Here is a 15,606-nt window from a genome sequence, read left to right on the forward strand (position 1 = left end):
CCCCTCCCGGACATCGGGCGGCGGCGTAAAGCGCACGCTCATTCCTGTTTCCAGAACCGCTCGTTTGGCATTATCCCGGCTGGATCAGCGGAAAATTCGGGTCTGATGCGGTTGAGGTAGTACATATTCACCAAACCCTGGTGCTTCACTTCAACGGCGCCACGGGCGTCGGTCTCGAATCGCGTCTTGATGTGCTGCCACGTCGATGCGGCGATGCTGATGCGCCCCGGAACGCCGGCGGCTTCGACGCGCTGGGTAATATTCACGGTATTCCCCCAGATATCGTAGGTGAATTTGTGTTTCCCGACGACGCCGGCGATGACCGGTCCGGTATTGATTCCAATCCTCACCTGCCACGCCGGCAGGTGCAGCTTCTCGCGTTGCCGATTGATCCTGGCCAAATGATCGATGACCTGCAGCGCTGCCAACGCGGCATCGATGGCGTGCGAGCGATTGGGCTCGGGCACGCCGCCAACGACGAGATAGGCATCTCCGATCGTCTTGAGTTTTTCGAGGCGATGATTGGCCATGATGTCGTCGAACACGGTGAAGTGCTGGTCGAGCTGATCAATGACGCTCGCCGGCTCCATGGTTTCGACCAGTCGGGTGAAGCCGGTGAAATCGATCAGGATCACCGTCGCAGAATCGAAGAAGCGCGGCTGAACGCGGTCATTTGCCTTGAGCTCGGCTGCGATGGATGATGGCAGGATGTTCAGGAGCAGTTTGTCCGATTCGGCTTGCCCGGCAATGGCCTGGTCGCGCGCACGCTCCAACTCACGCAGCATCTCGTTGCGCACGAGCAATTGCCGGCGCAATTCGAGGTGAACCATTGTCTGGTGCGCCAGTCGTCTGAGCGCCTCCTGCTGCTCGAAGGTAAGTTCCCGCGGCTCAAAGGCGATCACGCACAAGGTGCCCAGCGCATAGCCATCCTGCGTGATGAGTGGAACGCCGCAATAGAAGCGAATGTGCATATCGCCCGTCACCAGCGGGCTGGTATTGAATCTTTGATCCTTTATCAGGTCGGGAATGTAGAGGACGTCGTTGTTGCAGATCGTGGCCGTGCAAATCGAAATTTCCCGCGGGCATTCCGAAAGCTCTGCCGGAAGTGGACCATACTTCGCCTTGATCCATTGCCGCGAGGCGTCGACGAAGCTGACCAGGGCGGCGGGGCAGCCGCAGATCTGCGCCGCCAGTTCGGTGATTTCGTCGAACCCGGCTTCCGGAAGCGTGTCGAGGATTGCGTAGGTTGTCAGCGCGACAAGGCGTCCGGGCTCATTGGCTGGAATCGTCTGGTTCATGACAAGCCCTTCGCCTTAGCCGCCTCTTCAAGTCTGGTCGCGATACAAGAGCCGTCACATAGCCATCATCGCATCTCTCTGTCGCCAAAGACGAACATGCGGCTACCGGTCAGAAAGCTCCTGGAGCTATCCCTGTTCGCTCAAATTAGCACACTGACGACTGGAAGACGAGCGATGGGAAGAGCGCAGCAGGACTATGCGTGGCCGACAGCGTCATTCGCGGGCTCCAGGTTGCGCCGCGAGAGGACCTGCACAGGCTGGACGTGATGCCAGGCTGCCAGCATGATCCCGTGAGATCGCGAGCCCGTGCCGGCACGAGAGGCGGCACGCCGCCCGCCGGAGGATTTTCGCCCCACCAGGGAGACCAACATGTCCGATCCGCAACGCCGGGAGTTTCTCGCTGCCGCCGCCGCCATCGCCTCGATGGCAACGCTGGCCGGATCGCAAGTGGCGGTCGCCGGCGATCCCAGCTTCATGAACAATGTCCCCGATCCCACGCTGTCGGGAAAGGACCTGCCGACGTTCAAGTTCGCGCTGGAGAAATCGGGCGGCAAGGTGATCGGCAACAGCTACGGCAAGGAAGCCACCGTCACGCAGCTGCCGATCTCCAAGGGAATTGCCGGGGTTTCGATGCGGCTCGAGCCCGGCGCGATGCGCGAGATGCACTGGCACGCCACCGCGGCCGAATGGGCGTTCGTGTTCGAGGGGCGCGTTCGCACCACCGTCGTCGATCCCAACGGCTTTGCCGAGACCAACGATTTCGAACCGGGCGACGTCTGGTACTTTCCCCGCGGTCACGGCCACATGCTGCAGTGTCTTGGCGACAAGCCTTGCCGTTTCATTCTGATCTTCGACAACGGTTATTTTTCCGAGTTCGGTACCTTCAGCATCACCGACTGGATCGGGCACATCCCGAAAGCGCTGCTGGCGAAGAACTTTGGCGTGCCGGAATCGGCGTTCGACAATTTCCCCAAAGACGAAGTGTACTTTGCCCGCGGCAAGCCGCCACCCGCGGCGCCTTCAGTGCCGCTGCAGGGCTGGATGCTGCCGCCGCAAACGCACAAATACCGCCTGCTGGCGCAGCCGCCCCACGGCACCTTTCAGGGCGGCCGCGAATGGCGCGTCGACTCAAGCCGCTTCCCGATTGCGAAAACCATCACCGGCGTCGTGCTCGATCTCGATCCCGGTGCGTTGCGGACGCTGCACTGGCATCCGAATGCCGACGAGTGGCAGTACGTGCTGGACGGCACCGTCAGCGTGACCTTGTTCGGCTCGCACGGGCGCACAAGGATCGAGCAGCTGCAGCAGGGCGACGTCGGCTATATCCCGCAAGGCTACGGGCACTCCATTGAAAATGTCGGCGACAAGCCCGCGCGCATCCTGATCGGCTTCAATTCCGGTATCTACGAGACCATCGACCTGTCGCAATGGATCGCGGCCAACCCGGCCGACGTGCTCGCCACCAATTTCAGCCAGCCGCCTGAACTGTTCGGGAAGTTTCCCCATCGCGACGTGTTCGTCACGGGCAAGGATGGACCCGGCAAATAGGCCGGGAATCGGAAAAACTCACGCCGGCAGGGGTTTTGGCACAGGCGCGCCATTGAGCAGCTTGCCGATCTCCGGCTTGCATGCCCCGCAATTGGTGCCGGCTTTCAGGCGCTGGCCGATGGCTTCGACATTTCTCGCGCCTTTGTTGATTTCGGCGGAGATTTGCCGTTGGCCGATACCGAAGCACGAGCAGACGATCGGCCCGATATCTTCGCCGGCTTCCAGCGGCTGCCCTGTGAGCAGCGACATCCGCGCCTTTGGCGAGAGCGAGTTTTCCGCGAACAAATTGGTCAGCCATGAACGCGACACCAGCTTGTGGTCCGAGGCGATGAAGATGCATCCCTCCAACCGCCCGTCGCGAATGCTCGCATAACGATACCGGCCGATGCTCGGATCGCGATAGGCGATCCATTCGATGTCCGCCTGCTCGGCGCGGAGCTGCGCGCGCGCCCAGTCGCGCCAGCTCGCCGGCCGTTCCTCGATCGCCAGCTCCATGCGCCAGCACATGCCCGTGCGGCCGGAAACCCAGTACCCCTTCTCCGGGCGCTCGATCTCGTAACGGCTTAGAATGAAGGCATGCCATTTCGGCAGATAGGGCTCAGCCTTCACGGGCGTATGCTTGGATTCCGGCTGTCCGGATATCGGGTCGGTCGCGGGATTGACCAGCGCGTTGATCAGGCCGTCGCCGGCATACTCGCCATTCCAGTGCATCGGCACGAACACGCAGCCGCGCCGCTGTTCGGCGGTGACGGTCACGCGCGCCACCATCTGGCCCCAGGGACTGGACAGCCGTGCGAGCGCGCCGTCGTCGAGCCCCGCCTTGCGCGCATCCTCGGGGTGGAATTCCGCACAGGGTTCGAACATGTGCATCATCAGTCGCGGCGATTTCCCGGTCCGCGTCATGGTGTGCCACTGATCGCGAATTCGGCCGGTGTTGAGAATCAGGGGATGCTCGCGGCTGGTCGGGTTCTTGGGCGGGCGCGGTACAACCGGAATAAAGCGCGCCTTGCGATCGGGGGTGAAGAAGCCTCCGGTCTCGAACAGCCGCGGCGTGCCGGTCGGATAATCCCGCGTCACCGGCCATTGTACCGGGGCCAGCGTCTCGTAAGCGCGATCATCGAGCGTGCTCAAGGCGGAGAGATCGAAATCCCGCACGCCATTATTCTCAAAGCCGGAGAGGCTGGCGTGCTCCCGAAATATCTCGGCCACGCTCGTATAGTCGAAGCCCGAAAATCCCATGCGTCGGGCGACATCGCAGATGATCCGCCAATCCGGGCGCGCGGAGCCGGGCGCCGGCAAGAACGGCCGTTGCCGGGAGATGCGGCGCTCGGAATTGGTGACCGTGCCGTCCTTTTCGCCCCATGCCGTCGCAGGCAGCAGCACATGGCCGTGACGCGTCGTGTCGGTATTCCGCATGCAATCCGACACCACGACGAGATCGCAGGCATCCAGCGCGGCGCGAGCGCGCGTAGCATCCGGCAGGCTGACCAGCGGATTGGTGGACATGATCCAGACCGCCTTGATGCGGCCGGCGGCCATCGCGTCGAACATCTCGACCGCCTTGAGCCCGGTCTTGCCCGCGATGACGGGCGAGCGCCAGAACCGCTGCACGAGTTCGCGATGGCGCGGATTCTCGATCTCCATATGGGCGGCGAGTTGATTGGCCAGCCCGCCGACTTCGCGTCCGCCCATCGCATTGGGCTGGCCGGTGAGCGAGAACGGCCCCATGCCGGGCTTTCCGATCCGGCCGGTCAGCAAATGGCAGTTGATGATCGCATTGACCTTGTCGACGCCGCTGCTCGACTGGTTGATGCCCTGGGAATAGAGCGTGACGACGCGCTCGGTCTTGGCGAACCAGCTGAAAAACTGCTCGACTGCACCGCCCGTCAACCCGCAGACATCAGCCGTGTGCGCCACGGTCTGGCCGGCGACTTGCGCCAGCGCCGCCTCGGCGCCGGTGGTGAAATCGCCGACGAACGCGCCATCGGCCGCCTTGTTCTTCGCAAGATACGCCAGCAATCCGTTGAACAAAACGGAGTCGCTGCCCGAACGAACCGGCAGATGCAGATCGGCGCCCTCGCAGGTCGCCGTGCGGCGCGGGTCGATGACGACGATGCGGCAAGCGGGATTTTTCGCCTTCGCCGCCAGCATGCGCTGGTGCAGGATGGGATGGCACCAGGCCGCATTGGATCCGACCAGGACCAGCAGGTCGGCCAGTTCCAGATCTTCATAACAACCCGGAACGGTGTCGCTGCCAAAGGCACGCTTGTGACCCACCACGCTGGAGGCCATGCACAGCCGCGAATTGGTATCGATATTGGCGGTGCCGACAAAGCCCTTCGCCAGCTTGTTGACGACGTAGTAGTCCTCGGTGAGAAGCTGGCCCGAGACGTAGAACGCCACCGCGTCAGGCCCGTGCTCCCGGATCGCCTTGCTGAATCCTTCGGCGACATGGCCGAGCGCGGCATCCCAGCTCGCCGCGCGGCCGTTGACCATGGGCTCGAGCAGGCGTCCTTCCAGATCGACGGTTTCAGCCAGCGCCGATCCTTTCGCGCACAGCCGCCCGAAATTTGCCGGATGCAGCGGATCACCCCGGACCGTGACCGCCCCCGCCGGATCCCTGTCGGCCACGACGCCGCAGCCGACGCCGCAATAGGGACATGTCGTCTTGACTGGCACGCGTCGTTACCCTCAATCGGCGGAAGCGGTGACTGCCTCACGAACGGACAGCCACACGGTGCCGTTCTCCACCTTGGCCGGATACGAGTGCGCGCATCCCTCGTCAGGAGCGACCGCCTCGCCGTTCGCAAGCTCGATGACGAAATTGTGCAGCGGACAGGTGACGCGCTTGTTGTGCACGATGCCTTGCGACAACGGTCCGCCTTTGTGCGGGCAACGGTCGTCGAGCGCGAATACCTCGTCGTCTTCGGTCCGGAATACCGCGATGTTTCCCGACGCCGTGCGCACCACGCGGGCGCCGAGGCGCGGAATCTGGTCCAGGGCTCCGATTTCAATCCACCTTGTCATACGAATTCCGGTCATGCGAGTTCCAGCTCCGCCATCGGCGCAAACTCGTTGCGATCGACACCGCGTTGGGCGCGTTCCGCCCAAGGATCGCTTTGCGAGAACTGCTGCGAATACACGAAGCGGTCGTACAGCGCTTTGCGGTTGGTGAGATCATCGACCACCTGCTTGCGGATGGCATCGAGACCGACACGATCGCACCATTTGTATATGCGTTCGAGATACCAGCCCTGCTCGCGATAAAGCTGCGTCAGTGCCGCGATCAACTCCAGCGTCTCCTCCTCGGTCGCCACCTTGGCGAGGAATTCGGTTCCCTTGATGTGAAGGCCGGCGGCGCCCGCGAAATGGATCTCGTATCCGGAATCGACGCAGATCACGCCGACATCCTTGCAGGTCGATTCGGCGCAGTTGCGCGGACAACCCGACACCGCCATCTTCACCTTGGCCGGGGCCCAGGACCCCCACATGAATCTTTCGATCTTGATGCCGAGCCCGGTCGAGTCCTGGGTGCCGAACCGGCACCATTCCGAGCCGACGCAGGTCTTCACCGTGCGCAGCCCCTTGGCATAGGCGTGGCCCGACACCATGCCGGCGTCGTTGAGGTCGGCCCAGACCGCAGGCAGATCCTCCTTCTTGACGCCGAGCAGATCGATGCGCTGGCCGCCGGTGACCTTGACGGTCGGAATCTTGAACTTGTCGGCGACGTCGGCAATGGCCCGCAATTCGTTCGGCGTGGTCACGCCGCCCCACATCCGCGGCACCACCGAATAGGTGCCGTCCTTCTGGATGTTGGCATGAACGCGTTCGTTGATGTAACGCGACTGCTGGTCGTCGCGATATTCGCCGGGCCAGGTGGCGAGCAAATAATAGTTCAGCGCCGGCCGGCAGGAGTGGCAACCGTTGGCGGTCTTCCAATCCATGAACTTCATGACATCGGGAATGGTCTTCAACTGCTGCTCGACGATGACGCGGCGCGCGTCGTCATGGCTGTGATCGGTGCACTTGCACATCGGCTTGACCTTCGGCGCCGTCGAATAGTCGCCACCGAGCGTGAACGCGAGCACTTGCTCGACGAGGCCGGTACATGAGCCGCATGATGATGACGCCTTGGTGTGGGCGCGCACGTCATCGATCGTGAACAGCTTCTTTTCGGCGATCGCCTTGACGATGGTGCCCTTGCAGACGCCGTTGCATCCGCAAATCTCGGCCTCGTCGCCCATGGCGGCGACCGAATTCTGGCCAGCGTGACCGCCGTCGCCGAGGTTGGCCGCGCCGAACACCAGGCGCTCGCGCATCTGCGAGATGTCGGTGCCGTCGCGCAGATGCTGGAAATACCAGGGCCCGTCAACGGTATCGCCGTAAAGCACGGCGCCGACGATCTTCTTGTCGCGCAGGACGATCCGCTTGTAGACGCCGCGCGCGGCGTCCTGCATCACGACTTCTTCCTTGTCGGCGCCGGGCGCAAAATCGCCGGCGGAGAACAGGTCGATGCCCGTCACCTTCAGCTTGGTCGAGACCACCGATCCCGAGTAGCTGGCAAAGCCCTTCATGGCGAGCTGATTGGCGCAGACCTTGGCCTGATCGAACAGCGGCGCGACCAGACCGTAGGTCTGGCGACGGTGCTGCACGCATTCGCCGACCGCGTAGATGCGCCCGTCATAGGTCTGCATCGTGTCGGAGACGACAATGCCACGCTCGCAATGGATGCCCGCCTTCTGCGCGAGCTCGATGTTCGGGCGGATACCGACGGCCATCACGACCAGGTCGGCCGGAAGCTCCACGCCATCGGCAAAGCGCACGCCCGTGACGCGGTCCTCGCCCAGGATCGCCTGCGTCTGCGCCGGCATCTTGAACACCATGCCGCGCTCTTCCAGCGACTTGCGCAACATTCCGCTTGCAACCGGATCGAGCTGGCGTTCCATCAGGCAGTCGAGCAGATGCACGACGGTGACGTTCATGCCGCGCTTCATCAACCCGTTGGCGGCCTCGAGGCCGAGCAAGCCGCCACCGATCACGACGGCGTTCGGATGGCTCGTCGAGGCTTCAACCATGCGCTCGACGTCCTGGATATCCCGAAAGCCGATGACGCCAGGAAGATCCTTGCCGGGAAGCGGCAACATGATCGGGTTGGAGCCGGTCGCGATCAGCAGCCGATCATAAGCGACGCGCGCGCCCGTGGCGGTGACGACTTCGCAGGTGCGCCGGTCGATCATCACGATCGTCTCGCCCTTGCGCAGCGTGATGCCGTTGTCGTCGTACCATTGCTCGGTATTCAGCATGATGTCGTCGACGGACTTCTCGCCGGAGAGAACCGGCGACAGCAGGATACGATTGTAATTGCCGTAAGGCTCGGAACCGAACACCGTGATGTCGTAGAGATCAGGCGCACGCTCCAGCAGCGTTTCCACTGTGCGGATGCCGGCCATGCCGTTGCCGATCACCACCAGCTTCTGCCTGCTAACTTTCTCGAGCATGATCTGCCTTTCGCATTCCGACGACACCGCGCGTCGACGCGACATGCGTCGTCGATCGGTGGAATAGAGATTGGGAGTTTTGAGGAGCCCATCCGCGGGCAGCTGACCATCATCAATGACGATCGATATTTCATTGGATACAAAACGCGTGCCAACTCGGCAGCGGCGATTCCGCGAGCGATATCAATGGGTTTGTCGACTGCCGCGAATTCGGGCGCTTGTGCGCACCGCACAAAAAAGCACCACCCTGCGCATTTGAGTGGCGCGGTTTGCTGCCCGGTGCAGCAGATCGGGTTTTCTTCCCTGGCGGCGGAATAGCGGTCAACGCGTTGCGATTAAAGGCAAAGTGCCGCCCGCAATCGAATGGCACAGATATTGCTGCCCTTAGCGCCAATCGAGACCCGTCTCAATGACGAGAACGGCTCTCGCTTTCACCCATATTCCATCTGTCGTGCCGAGACCTGCCGCACCTGCGCGCATGCTATCGGCCGCATGATCGCGAGGCTGTCGCAATGAAGTTTGCTGAGTTCAAGAAGGCTGGCCATTGGCCGACGCTGCTGGCCGCGTTTCTTTACTTCGACATCAGTTTCATGGCCTGGGTCGCGCTCGGCCCGCTGATGGTCTACATCGCGCACGACATGAACCTCGCGGTCAGCGAGAAGTTTACGCTCGTGGCCATCCCGGTTCTGGCCGGCGCGCTGCTGCGCGTCCCGATGGGCATCCTGGCCGATATCATCGGCGCCAAGCGAACCGGCATTATCGCACAGCTCATCGTCACCGCGGCGACCGCGTGGGTATGGCGGTACGGGCTCGACAGCAAGCTCGCGATCACCATCTTCGGCCTGGTGCTCGGCATTGGCGGCGCGTCCTTTGCCGTCGCTTTGCCACAGGCGAGCCGCTGGTACCCGCCGCAATATCAGGGCGTGGTGATGGGCATCGCAGGCGCCGGCAATATGGGCGTCGTCATCGATACGATGCTCGCACCGACGATCGCCGAGCATTTCGGCTGGCAGGCCGTGTTCGGTTTCCTGCTGATTCCGATGGTGCTGGTGCTCGCATATTACGTCTTCGCAGCCAAGGATGCGCCGGGCGAGCGCAAGCCGATCTCGCTGAAGGCCTATGCCACGCTGCTGCGCGACCCTGATAGCCGCTGGTTCATGTTCTTCTACTTCATCACTTTCGGCGGCTTCGTCGGACTAGCCAACGCGCTGCCGCTGTATTTCACCGTGCAGTATCACGTCTCGGGCGTCGCGGCAGGTCTGCTGGTCTCGCTGATCGTCGCCTTTGGCTCCGGCTTCCGTCCGGTCGGCGGGCTGATTGCCGACCGCATCGGCGGCATCCGCTCGCTGTCGGTGCTGTTCGCGGTTGTGGTTGCCGCTTATCTCGTCATCGCCTTCATGCCGGAGGGGCCGGCGGCGCCGACCGCGGCGGGCTGGTCGCTGCTGCAGATGCCGCGCATTGCGTGGATGTCGGTGCTGCTGTTCTCGGTCGGCGTGCTGGCGCTCGGCATGGGCAACGGCGCGGTGTTTCAACTCATCCCGCTCCGCTTCCGTCAGGACATCGGCCTGATGACCGGTCTGGTCGGGTGCGCCGGAGGCGTCGGCGGCTTTTTCCTGGCCCAGGCGCTCGGCACCGCCAAGGCCGCAACCGGCGGCTTCGGGGCCGGATTCCTGTTTTTCGGGGCGCTGGCATTGCTTGGCTTTATCGGACTTGCCATGGTCAAGGTCCGGTGGCGCACGACATGGGGCGCTGCATCGGGAGCGCGGGTCTGACGACGCGCGCTTCCAAGAGCTCGGCAGGTCTCTGACGTGACGATCGGTTCGCAGAGAAATCTTCAGGTGCGCGTCGGTTTCGTCAGCGAGACCGGCAAGCGGGCGGCCAACGAAGACTACGTCGCGGCCTGCCTCGGCCAGACCGGCGCCTTCAACCGCGACATCGTTGCCGCGGTGGCGGATGGCGTCGGAGGCCACAAGGGCGGACGGGAAGCCGCCGAACTGACCGTGCGTTGTTTTCTTGACGCCTACTATTCGCTTCCCGAAACGCTGGGCGTTCGGCGCATCGCCTCGCGGGCGCTGGAGGCCGCCAACAGCTGGATTTATGCGCAGGGCCGCGTCGATTCCCGGCTCAGCGGCATGAGCTGCGCGTTCTCGTCGATGATCCTGTCGCGGCGCACCTGCCATATCGTCCACATCGGCGACACGCGCGCCTACCGTTTGAGCGAAGGCCGTCTCGAGCGGCTGACCAAGGATCACGTCGCCGGCCGCGGCGACCTCGCGCACGTGCTCAACCGCGCCATCGGCTTCGAGGATTTCGCGCGCGTCGACTATACCGCGGTCGGCCTGCGGCAACACGATCGACTGCTGATCTGCAGCGACGGTATTCACGGTGTCCTCGACGACGGCCGCCTGCAGGTACTGCTCGACGAGCGCGCTTCGCCTGAGGAAACCGCGCGCAAGCTGGTGGACACGGCGCTGGCCGCCGGCAGCAGCGACAACATGACCGCGTTGGTGCTCGACGTCATCGACCTGCCGCCGGCCGACCGCAACGAACTTACCCACGCAATCGAAACCCTTCCCATCCTGGAGCTGCCATCGTCCGGCGAGACCATCGACGATTTCGTGCTCCAGGAGGTGCTTTCCGACGGCCGCTATAGCCGGCTGTTCGTCGCCATCGACAAGCGGCAGAACCGCAAACTGGTGCTGAAATTTCCTCACCCCCGCGTTGCCAGCGAAGGTTCATATCGACTCGCCTTCGTACGCGAAGCATGGGTGGCGGCCCGCGTCAGAAGCCTGTGGATCGGCGAGATCATCGAGGTTCCCGCCGGCCGTCAGACGCGGCTCTATTCGGTGATGCCGCTGTACGAGGGCGAAACGCTCGAGCAGCGCCTGAACCGTTCGCCGCAGCTCTCGCTCACCGAAGGCATCGGGATCGCGACCAAGCTGGCACGTGCGGTGGCGACCTTGCATCGCGCCGGCATCATCCATCGCGACATCAAGCCTGACAACGTCATCCTGCTGGCGGCCGGCGGATTGCGGCTGGTCGATCTCGGCGTCGCCCGGGTGCCGCTGCTCGAGGATTTCCCGGCGCAGGATATTCCGGGCACCGCGAGTTACATGGCGCCCGAGCTGTTCAGCGGCCGCGCGGGAGACGAATTTTCCGATCTCTATGCGCTTGGCGTGACCGTCTACCGCATGTTCAGCATCGCCTACCCCTATGGCGAGATCGAACCGTTTTCGCGGCCACGCTTCGGCAAGCCGGTTTCGCTGTCGCGTTACCGTCCCGATCTGCCGGCCTGGCTCGATGCTGTGATCGGCAAGGCGCTCGCCGTCGACCCCACGCAACGCTTCGGCGACGTCATCGAATTCGCCCACGAACTGGAAAACGGCGCCATGTGGGCCAAGCCCGCTGCCGTGAAGCGGCGGGCGCTCTATGAGCGCAACCCACTGGTGTTCTGGAAAGTATTGTCGGCGGGCCTCGTCATCCTGGTCGCGATACTCCTGGCGTGGCGCTGACGCTCAGCGACGGCAACCGCCGGAACTGGCGTCCGAACCCCGATGAGTGGCTAAGCGCCGTTTGCTGCCGGTATTCCTGATCGCTATAATCAGAGGCTGCAAACTTGCCCTGACATTTGGATACGCAAACGAAATCGTTCCCATGCAGATCCTTGACCAATTGGGTTCCGGCGACGGCCTGCCGACCGAGGCGATCCGTGCCGCAACCGCCGATCGGACGATTGTGGCGCCGCTGCTGCTGGACGCCATCGACAGATGCGAGCCCAAGAACGAGATCGAGGAGAATGGCCTCTTCATCGCGTTCCATCTTCTTGGCCAGTGGCGGGAGAAATCAGCGTATCGCACGATCGCGCGCTTTTTGCGCCGGCCGGACGTCGAATTGATTCTCGGCGACGCCACGACGGCGACCAGCCACAAGGTGCTGGCAAGTGTTTTCGATGGCGATCCAGGTCCGATCTACGACATCATTCGAGATCCCAAGGCGGACGAGTTCGTGCGCTGGAGTGCCCTCGACGCCCTCGTGATACTCGTTTTTCGCGGCGAACTCGACCGGGCTGCGGTCGCCGATTTCTTGCGGTCGGCCTTCGACGATTTGCAGCCTCGGGATGTGTGTGCCGTATGGGACGGCTGGCAGGGCACGATCGCAGTGCTGGGGTTGGTCGAGCTCGAGCCCCTGGTGCGCGAGATATTCCGGCTCGGCTTCAACGACCCGATGTTGAAGGATTTGAAGGATTTCGAGGATGATTTGAAGGAGGCCTGCGCCGGCGGCCCGCTTCAGCCATGGCGGCGCAAGGAGTACGAGCCGTTCGGTGATGTCATCGAGGAATTATCGGGCTGGGAGATAGCCAATCCGAAGGAATATCAGGATCAGATCGCAGACGACCCGAGCCTCGATCCGTGGCCCGCGATGCCAGCGCACAACCCGTTCCGCAACGTCGGCCGCAACGACCCCTGCCCCTGTGGCAGCGGCAAGAAATTCAAGAAGTGCTGTATCGGCAGAGCGGAACTGCCGCAGATCGCATCGCCGGGCGATCCCTTCGACATAGACGAGGTGTATGAATTCGACGGCATCGCAGACCGGATTCGGGACTACGATCCGCTGGTCGAGCCTGATCCGGGCGACTGGCTCGCGGCCGACGAGCAACGACGTCTTGACATGATCGAGCACTACCACCGGCGCGCCGGCATTAAGCTGGAGCGCGCAGGAGCGCATGCGGCCATGCACGCCGTCGTCGAGAACCAGATTGCGGAAGGAGATCGATACCCGGTGCGCCGCACTCTGCTGCGGCTGATGGCCGAGGGACTCGATCGTCACGAGGCGATCCATGCGATCGCCTCGGTCCTTTCCGGTCACCTTAACGAGCAGCTGCGCGAGGTGGGTTCGCAGACACGGCGGCCCGAGAAGCCATCCGATCGCGATTTCACCGCCCGGTATTTTTCCGAACTTGAAGAGCTGACGGCCGAAAACTGGTTGCGCTCCGAATAATATTAAACTGGTGTCTCGCGCTTGGATGGCGCCATGACCCCTACGTCTCGATCCCCCGGTCGAAATCGTCTTCGAAGCGCAAATGCTTGACGCTGCGGCCCCGGCGACGCACCAGCTTCAGGGCCTCGATCCCAATCCTGATGTGGATCTCGACATAGTTCTCGGTCACCGTCCGGTCCGACGCTTCGGTCTTCACACCCTCGGGTATCATCGGCTGATCGGACACCAGAAGCAGCGCGCCGGTCGAAATATGGTTGGCGAATCCTGCCGCAAAGATCGTCGCCGTCTCCATATCGATCGCCATGCTTCGCGTGCCGCGCAAGATTTCCTTGAAGCGATCATCATGTTCCCAGACGCGGCGATTGGTGGTGTACACGGTGCCGGTCCAATAGTCGCGACCGAGATCGCGGATCATCGTCGACACCGCGCGCTGCAACTCGAACGCAGGCAGCGCGGGGACCTCCGGCGGCAAATAATCATTCGACGTCCCCTCGCCCCGGATGGCCGCGATCGGCAATATCAAATCGCCTATCTGATTTTTGCGCTTCAACCCGCCGCACTTGCCGAGAAACAACACGGCCTTCGGCGCGATGGCGCTGAGCAGATCCATCACGGTCGCGGCGTTCGGGCTTCCCATGCCGAAATTGATCAGCGTGATGCCATCGGCCGTCGCGTTGGGCATCGGCCGATCGATGCCGTTCACCAGAACGCCGTTCCCTGCGGCGAACCATTCGACGTAATTGTCGAAGTTGGTCAGGAGAACATAGTCTCCGAATTCAGAAAGCTGTGTGCCGGTGTAACGCGGCAGCCAGTTTTCCACGATGTCCTTTTTGTCTCTCATTGCCTTTCGACTCACCTCGCGGCGCCCAGCAAGGCCAAGACTATCACGCCGACAAGGACCGTGCCGCCGCCTTCGGCATCAAATTACGAGGTAGCCATTCAAATCACGAAGAAACCATGGCTGGCGTCGCGCCGGAGCTGGTCGACCAGGCCATATTCCCAGTCGAGATAGGCCTGCATTGCAGCAGTCGAGACATCGGTGCCCTCATAGGGACGCCGGTAGCGGTGCGACGGATCGGGCTTTGGCAGGACCACCGGCGGGCCGACTTCCAGCGCGCCGTCATAGCCGCCATCGAGCAAATAGGTTTCCCACCCCATCTGCGCGAGCCAGGACGCGGTCATGTCGGCGCGGACGCCGAGATTATCGGACAGAAGAATCCGCGCGCCGCGCACCGGCGCGGCCATGTCGATCTCCTGCACCAGCTGTCCGCCGGCGTAATGGCGGAAGCCCGGGAGGTGACCAGCGGCATACTCCTCGGCGTCGCGGACGTCGAAACGATAGAGCGTGCGGTTGGTCTGCGCCGCCAGCGCCCGCGCCTCTTCCGGGCCGACACGACGGACGCCGGCGCGATAGGCGACATCGCGCGCATTGGCTTTTGCATTCTCGGAAGCGCCGATGGCACCACGACGGCCAGAGCCGTGTTCGAGATCCTGCTTGGCCAATGTCCAGCCGATGGTGCCGTTGCGCAGCGCCACGACTTTATTGGCGACGCCGGCATTGATCAGCGACTGGGTGCCGATGATCGAGCGGGTGCGGCCGGCGCAATTGACGATGATGGTGGTTTCGGGATCTGGCGCCGCCTCGCCGGCGCGCAGCACCAACTCGCCGCCGGGCACGCTGATCGAGCCCGGGATGTTCATGGTCGCGTACTCGTCGAAGCGGCGAACGTCGAGAATCCGGATATTGGCCTTGCGCGCAATCAGGCTTGCGACCTCTTCCGCCGCCAGCGAGGGCGTGTGGCGGCGATGCTCCACCAGTTCGCCAAACGCCTTGGCGTAAGAATTGACGTCCTGAAACAGCTCATAGCCCGCCGCCTGCCAGCCCTGCAGCCCGCCTTCGAGCGCGCGGACGTTGGTGTATCCCAGCGTTTTGAACTGATCGATCGCCTGCGGGACGAGGCCTTCGCCCGCGTCGTAGATCACGATCGGCAAGTCCTTGCGCGGCAGCCGCGTCTCGGCTTCGAGCGCGATGCGGCCGGCCGCCATGTTGGCGGCAAACAGCGGATGGCCGGCGGCGAAAGCCGCCTCGTGCCGTAGATCGAGCAACGCGATTTCATCGCGCAGCAGAAGCGCGGTGCGGACTTGCGAGGGTGTGACGGTGGGTGGGGTCATGGCATGGCAGGTCTGGAGGTGGCGTTGCTGCCGTCATCGCACAACGCGGCGAATAATTCACCAGCAAATAACGAATGGCGCGCCACCCTTCG

The 15,606-nt window shown here is 63.0% G+C and carries 10 protein-coding genes; 4 read left to right on the forward strand and 6 right to left on the reverse strand.

Features of this window, described 5'->3' with window-relative positions:
- Nucleotides 1–38: 38 nt before the first annotated feature.
- Nucleotides 39–1,298, reverse strand: coding sequence for an adenylate/guanylate cyclase domain-containing protein (locus tag JQ567_RS16485; protein ID WP_212439808.1), 1,260 nt, complete (start codon nucleotides 1,296–1,298; stop codon nucleotides 39–41).
- Between the two features lie 369 nt (nucleotides 1,299–1,667).
- Between JQ567_RS16485 and JQ567_RS16490 the strand changes: the two genes are divergently transcribed.
- Nucleotides 1,668–2,846: a cupin domain-containing protein gene (locus tag JQ567_RS16490; protein WP_249165510.1), complete on the forward strand. Its 1,179-nt coding sequence runs from the start codon at nucleotides 1,668–1,670 to the stop codon at nucleotides 2,844–2,846.
- Between the two features lie 18 nt (nucleotides 2,847–2,864).
- Here the strand turns inward: JQ567_RS16490 and JQ567_RS16495 are convergent, their stop codons facing one another.
- The 3 genes from JQ567_RS16495 to nirB are packed head-to-tail and all read right to left on the reverse strand — an operon-like array spanning nucleotide 2,865 to nucleotide 8,344.
- Nucleotides 2,865–5,525 (reverse strand): nitrate reductase, encoded by a 2,661-nt coding sequence (locus tag JQ567_RS16495; RefSeq protein WP_212439809.1) that lies wholly within the window; start codon nucleotides 5,523–5,525, stop codon nucleotides 2,865–2,867.
- A 12-nt stretch (nucleotides 5,526–5,537) separates the two neighbouring features.
- On the reverse strand, nucleotides 5,538–5,873 hold the full coding sequence (nirD, locus tag JQ567_RS16500; RefSeq protein ID WP_192736978.1) for a nitrite reductase small subunit NirD: 336 nt from the start codon (nucleotides 5,871–5,873) through the stop codon (nucleotides 5,538–5,540).
- A gap of 11 nt (nucleotides 5,874–5,884) precedes the next feature.
- A complete protein-coding gene (gene nirB, locus JQ567_RS16505) occupies nucleotides 5,885–8,344 on the reverse strand; it encodes a nitrite reductase large subunit NirB (RefSeq protein ID WP_212439810.1) in 2,460 nt (819 codons plus the stop codon).
- Between the two features lie 512 nt (nucleotides 8,345–8,856).
- Between nirB and JQ567_RS16510 the strand changes: the two genes are divergently transcribed.
- From JQ567_RS16510 to JQ567_RS16520, 3 genes are all read left to right on the forward strand, one after another.
- A complete protein-coding gene (locus tag JQ567_RS16510) occupies nucleotides 8,857–10,116 on the forward strand; it encodes a NarK/NasA family nitrate transporter (RefSeq protein ID WP_212439811.1) in 1,260 nt (419 codons plus the stop codon).
- Nucleotides 10,117–10,182: 66 nt separating this feature from the next.
- On the forward strand, nucleotides 10,183–11,856 hold the full coding sequence (locus JQ567_RS38870; RefSeq protein WP_212439812.1) for a bifunctional protein-serine/threonine kinase/phosphatase: 1,674 nt from the start codon (nucleotides 10,183–10,185) through the stop codon (nucleotides 11,854–11,856).
- A gap of 61 nt (nucleotides 11,857–11,917) precedes the next feature.
- A complete protein-coding gene (locus JQ567_RS16520) occupies nucleotides 11,918–13,342 on the forward strand; it encodes a DUF1186 domain-containing protein (RefSeq protein WP_212439813.1) in 1,425 nt (474 codons plus the stop codon).
- A 40-nt stretch (nucleotides 13,343–13,382) separates the two neighbouring features.
- Here the strand turns inward: JQ567_RS16520 and JQ567_RS16525 are convergent, their stop codons facing one another.
- Both JQ567_RS16525 and JQ567_RS16530 read right to left on the reverse strand, forming a co-directional pair.
- Entirely contained in the window at nucleotides 13,383–14,183 is an 801-nt protein-coding gene (locus tag JQ567_RS16525) for an AMP nucleosidase (protein WP_212439814.1), read from the reverse strand.
- A 98-nt stretch (nucleotides 14,184–14,281) separates the two neighbouring features.
- Nucleotides 14,282–15,514, reverse strand: coding sequence for a rhodanese-like domain-containing protein (locus tag JQ567_RS16530; protein ID WP_212439815.1), 1,233 nt, complete (start codon nucleotides 15,512–15,514; stop codon nucleotides 14,282–14,284).
- Nucleotides 15,515–15,606: the final 92 nt, after the last annotated feature.

Source organism: Bradyrhizobium sp. AUGA SZCCT0431, from assembly GCF_018131065.1.
In the GTDB taxonomy this organism is placed as follows: Bacteria; Pseudomonadota; Alphaproteobacteria; order Rhizobiales; family Xanthobacteraceae; genus Bradyrhizobium.

Coding starts and splice junctions, on each gene's coding strand:
- JQ567_RS16510 (WP_212439811.1), top strand. CDS start 8,857: ATGAAGTTTGCTGAGTTCAAGAAGGCTGGCCATTGGCCGACGCTGCTG.
- JQ567_RS16530 (WP_212439815.1), bottom strand. CDS start 15,514: ATGACCCCACCCACCGTCACACCCTCGCAAGTCCGCACCGCGCTTCTG.
- JQ567_RS16525 (WP_212439814.1), bottom strand. CDS start 14,183: ATGAGAGACAAAAAGGACATCGTGGAAAACTGGCTGCCGCGTTACACC.
- nirD (WP_192736978.1), bottom strand. CDS start 5,873: ATGACAAGGTGGATTGAAATCGGAGCCCTGGACCAGATTCCGCGCCTC.
- nirB (WP_212439810.1), bottom strand. CDS start 8,344: ATGCTCGAGAAAGTTAGCAGGCAGAAGCTGGTGGTGATCGGCAACGGC.
- JQ567_RS16485 (WP_212439808.1), bottom strand. CDS start 1,298: ATGAACCAGACGATTCCAGCCAATGAGCCCGGACGCCTTGTCGCGCTG.
- JQ567_RS16490 (WP_249165510.1), top strand. CDS start 1,668: ATGTCCGATCCGCAACGCCGGGAGTTTCTCGCTGCCGCCGCCGCCATC.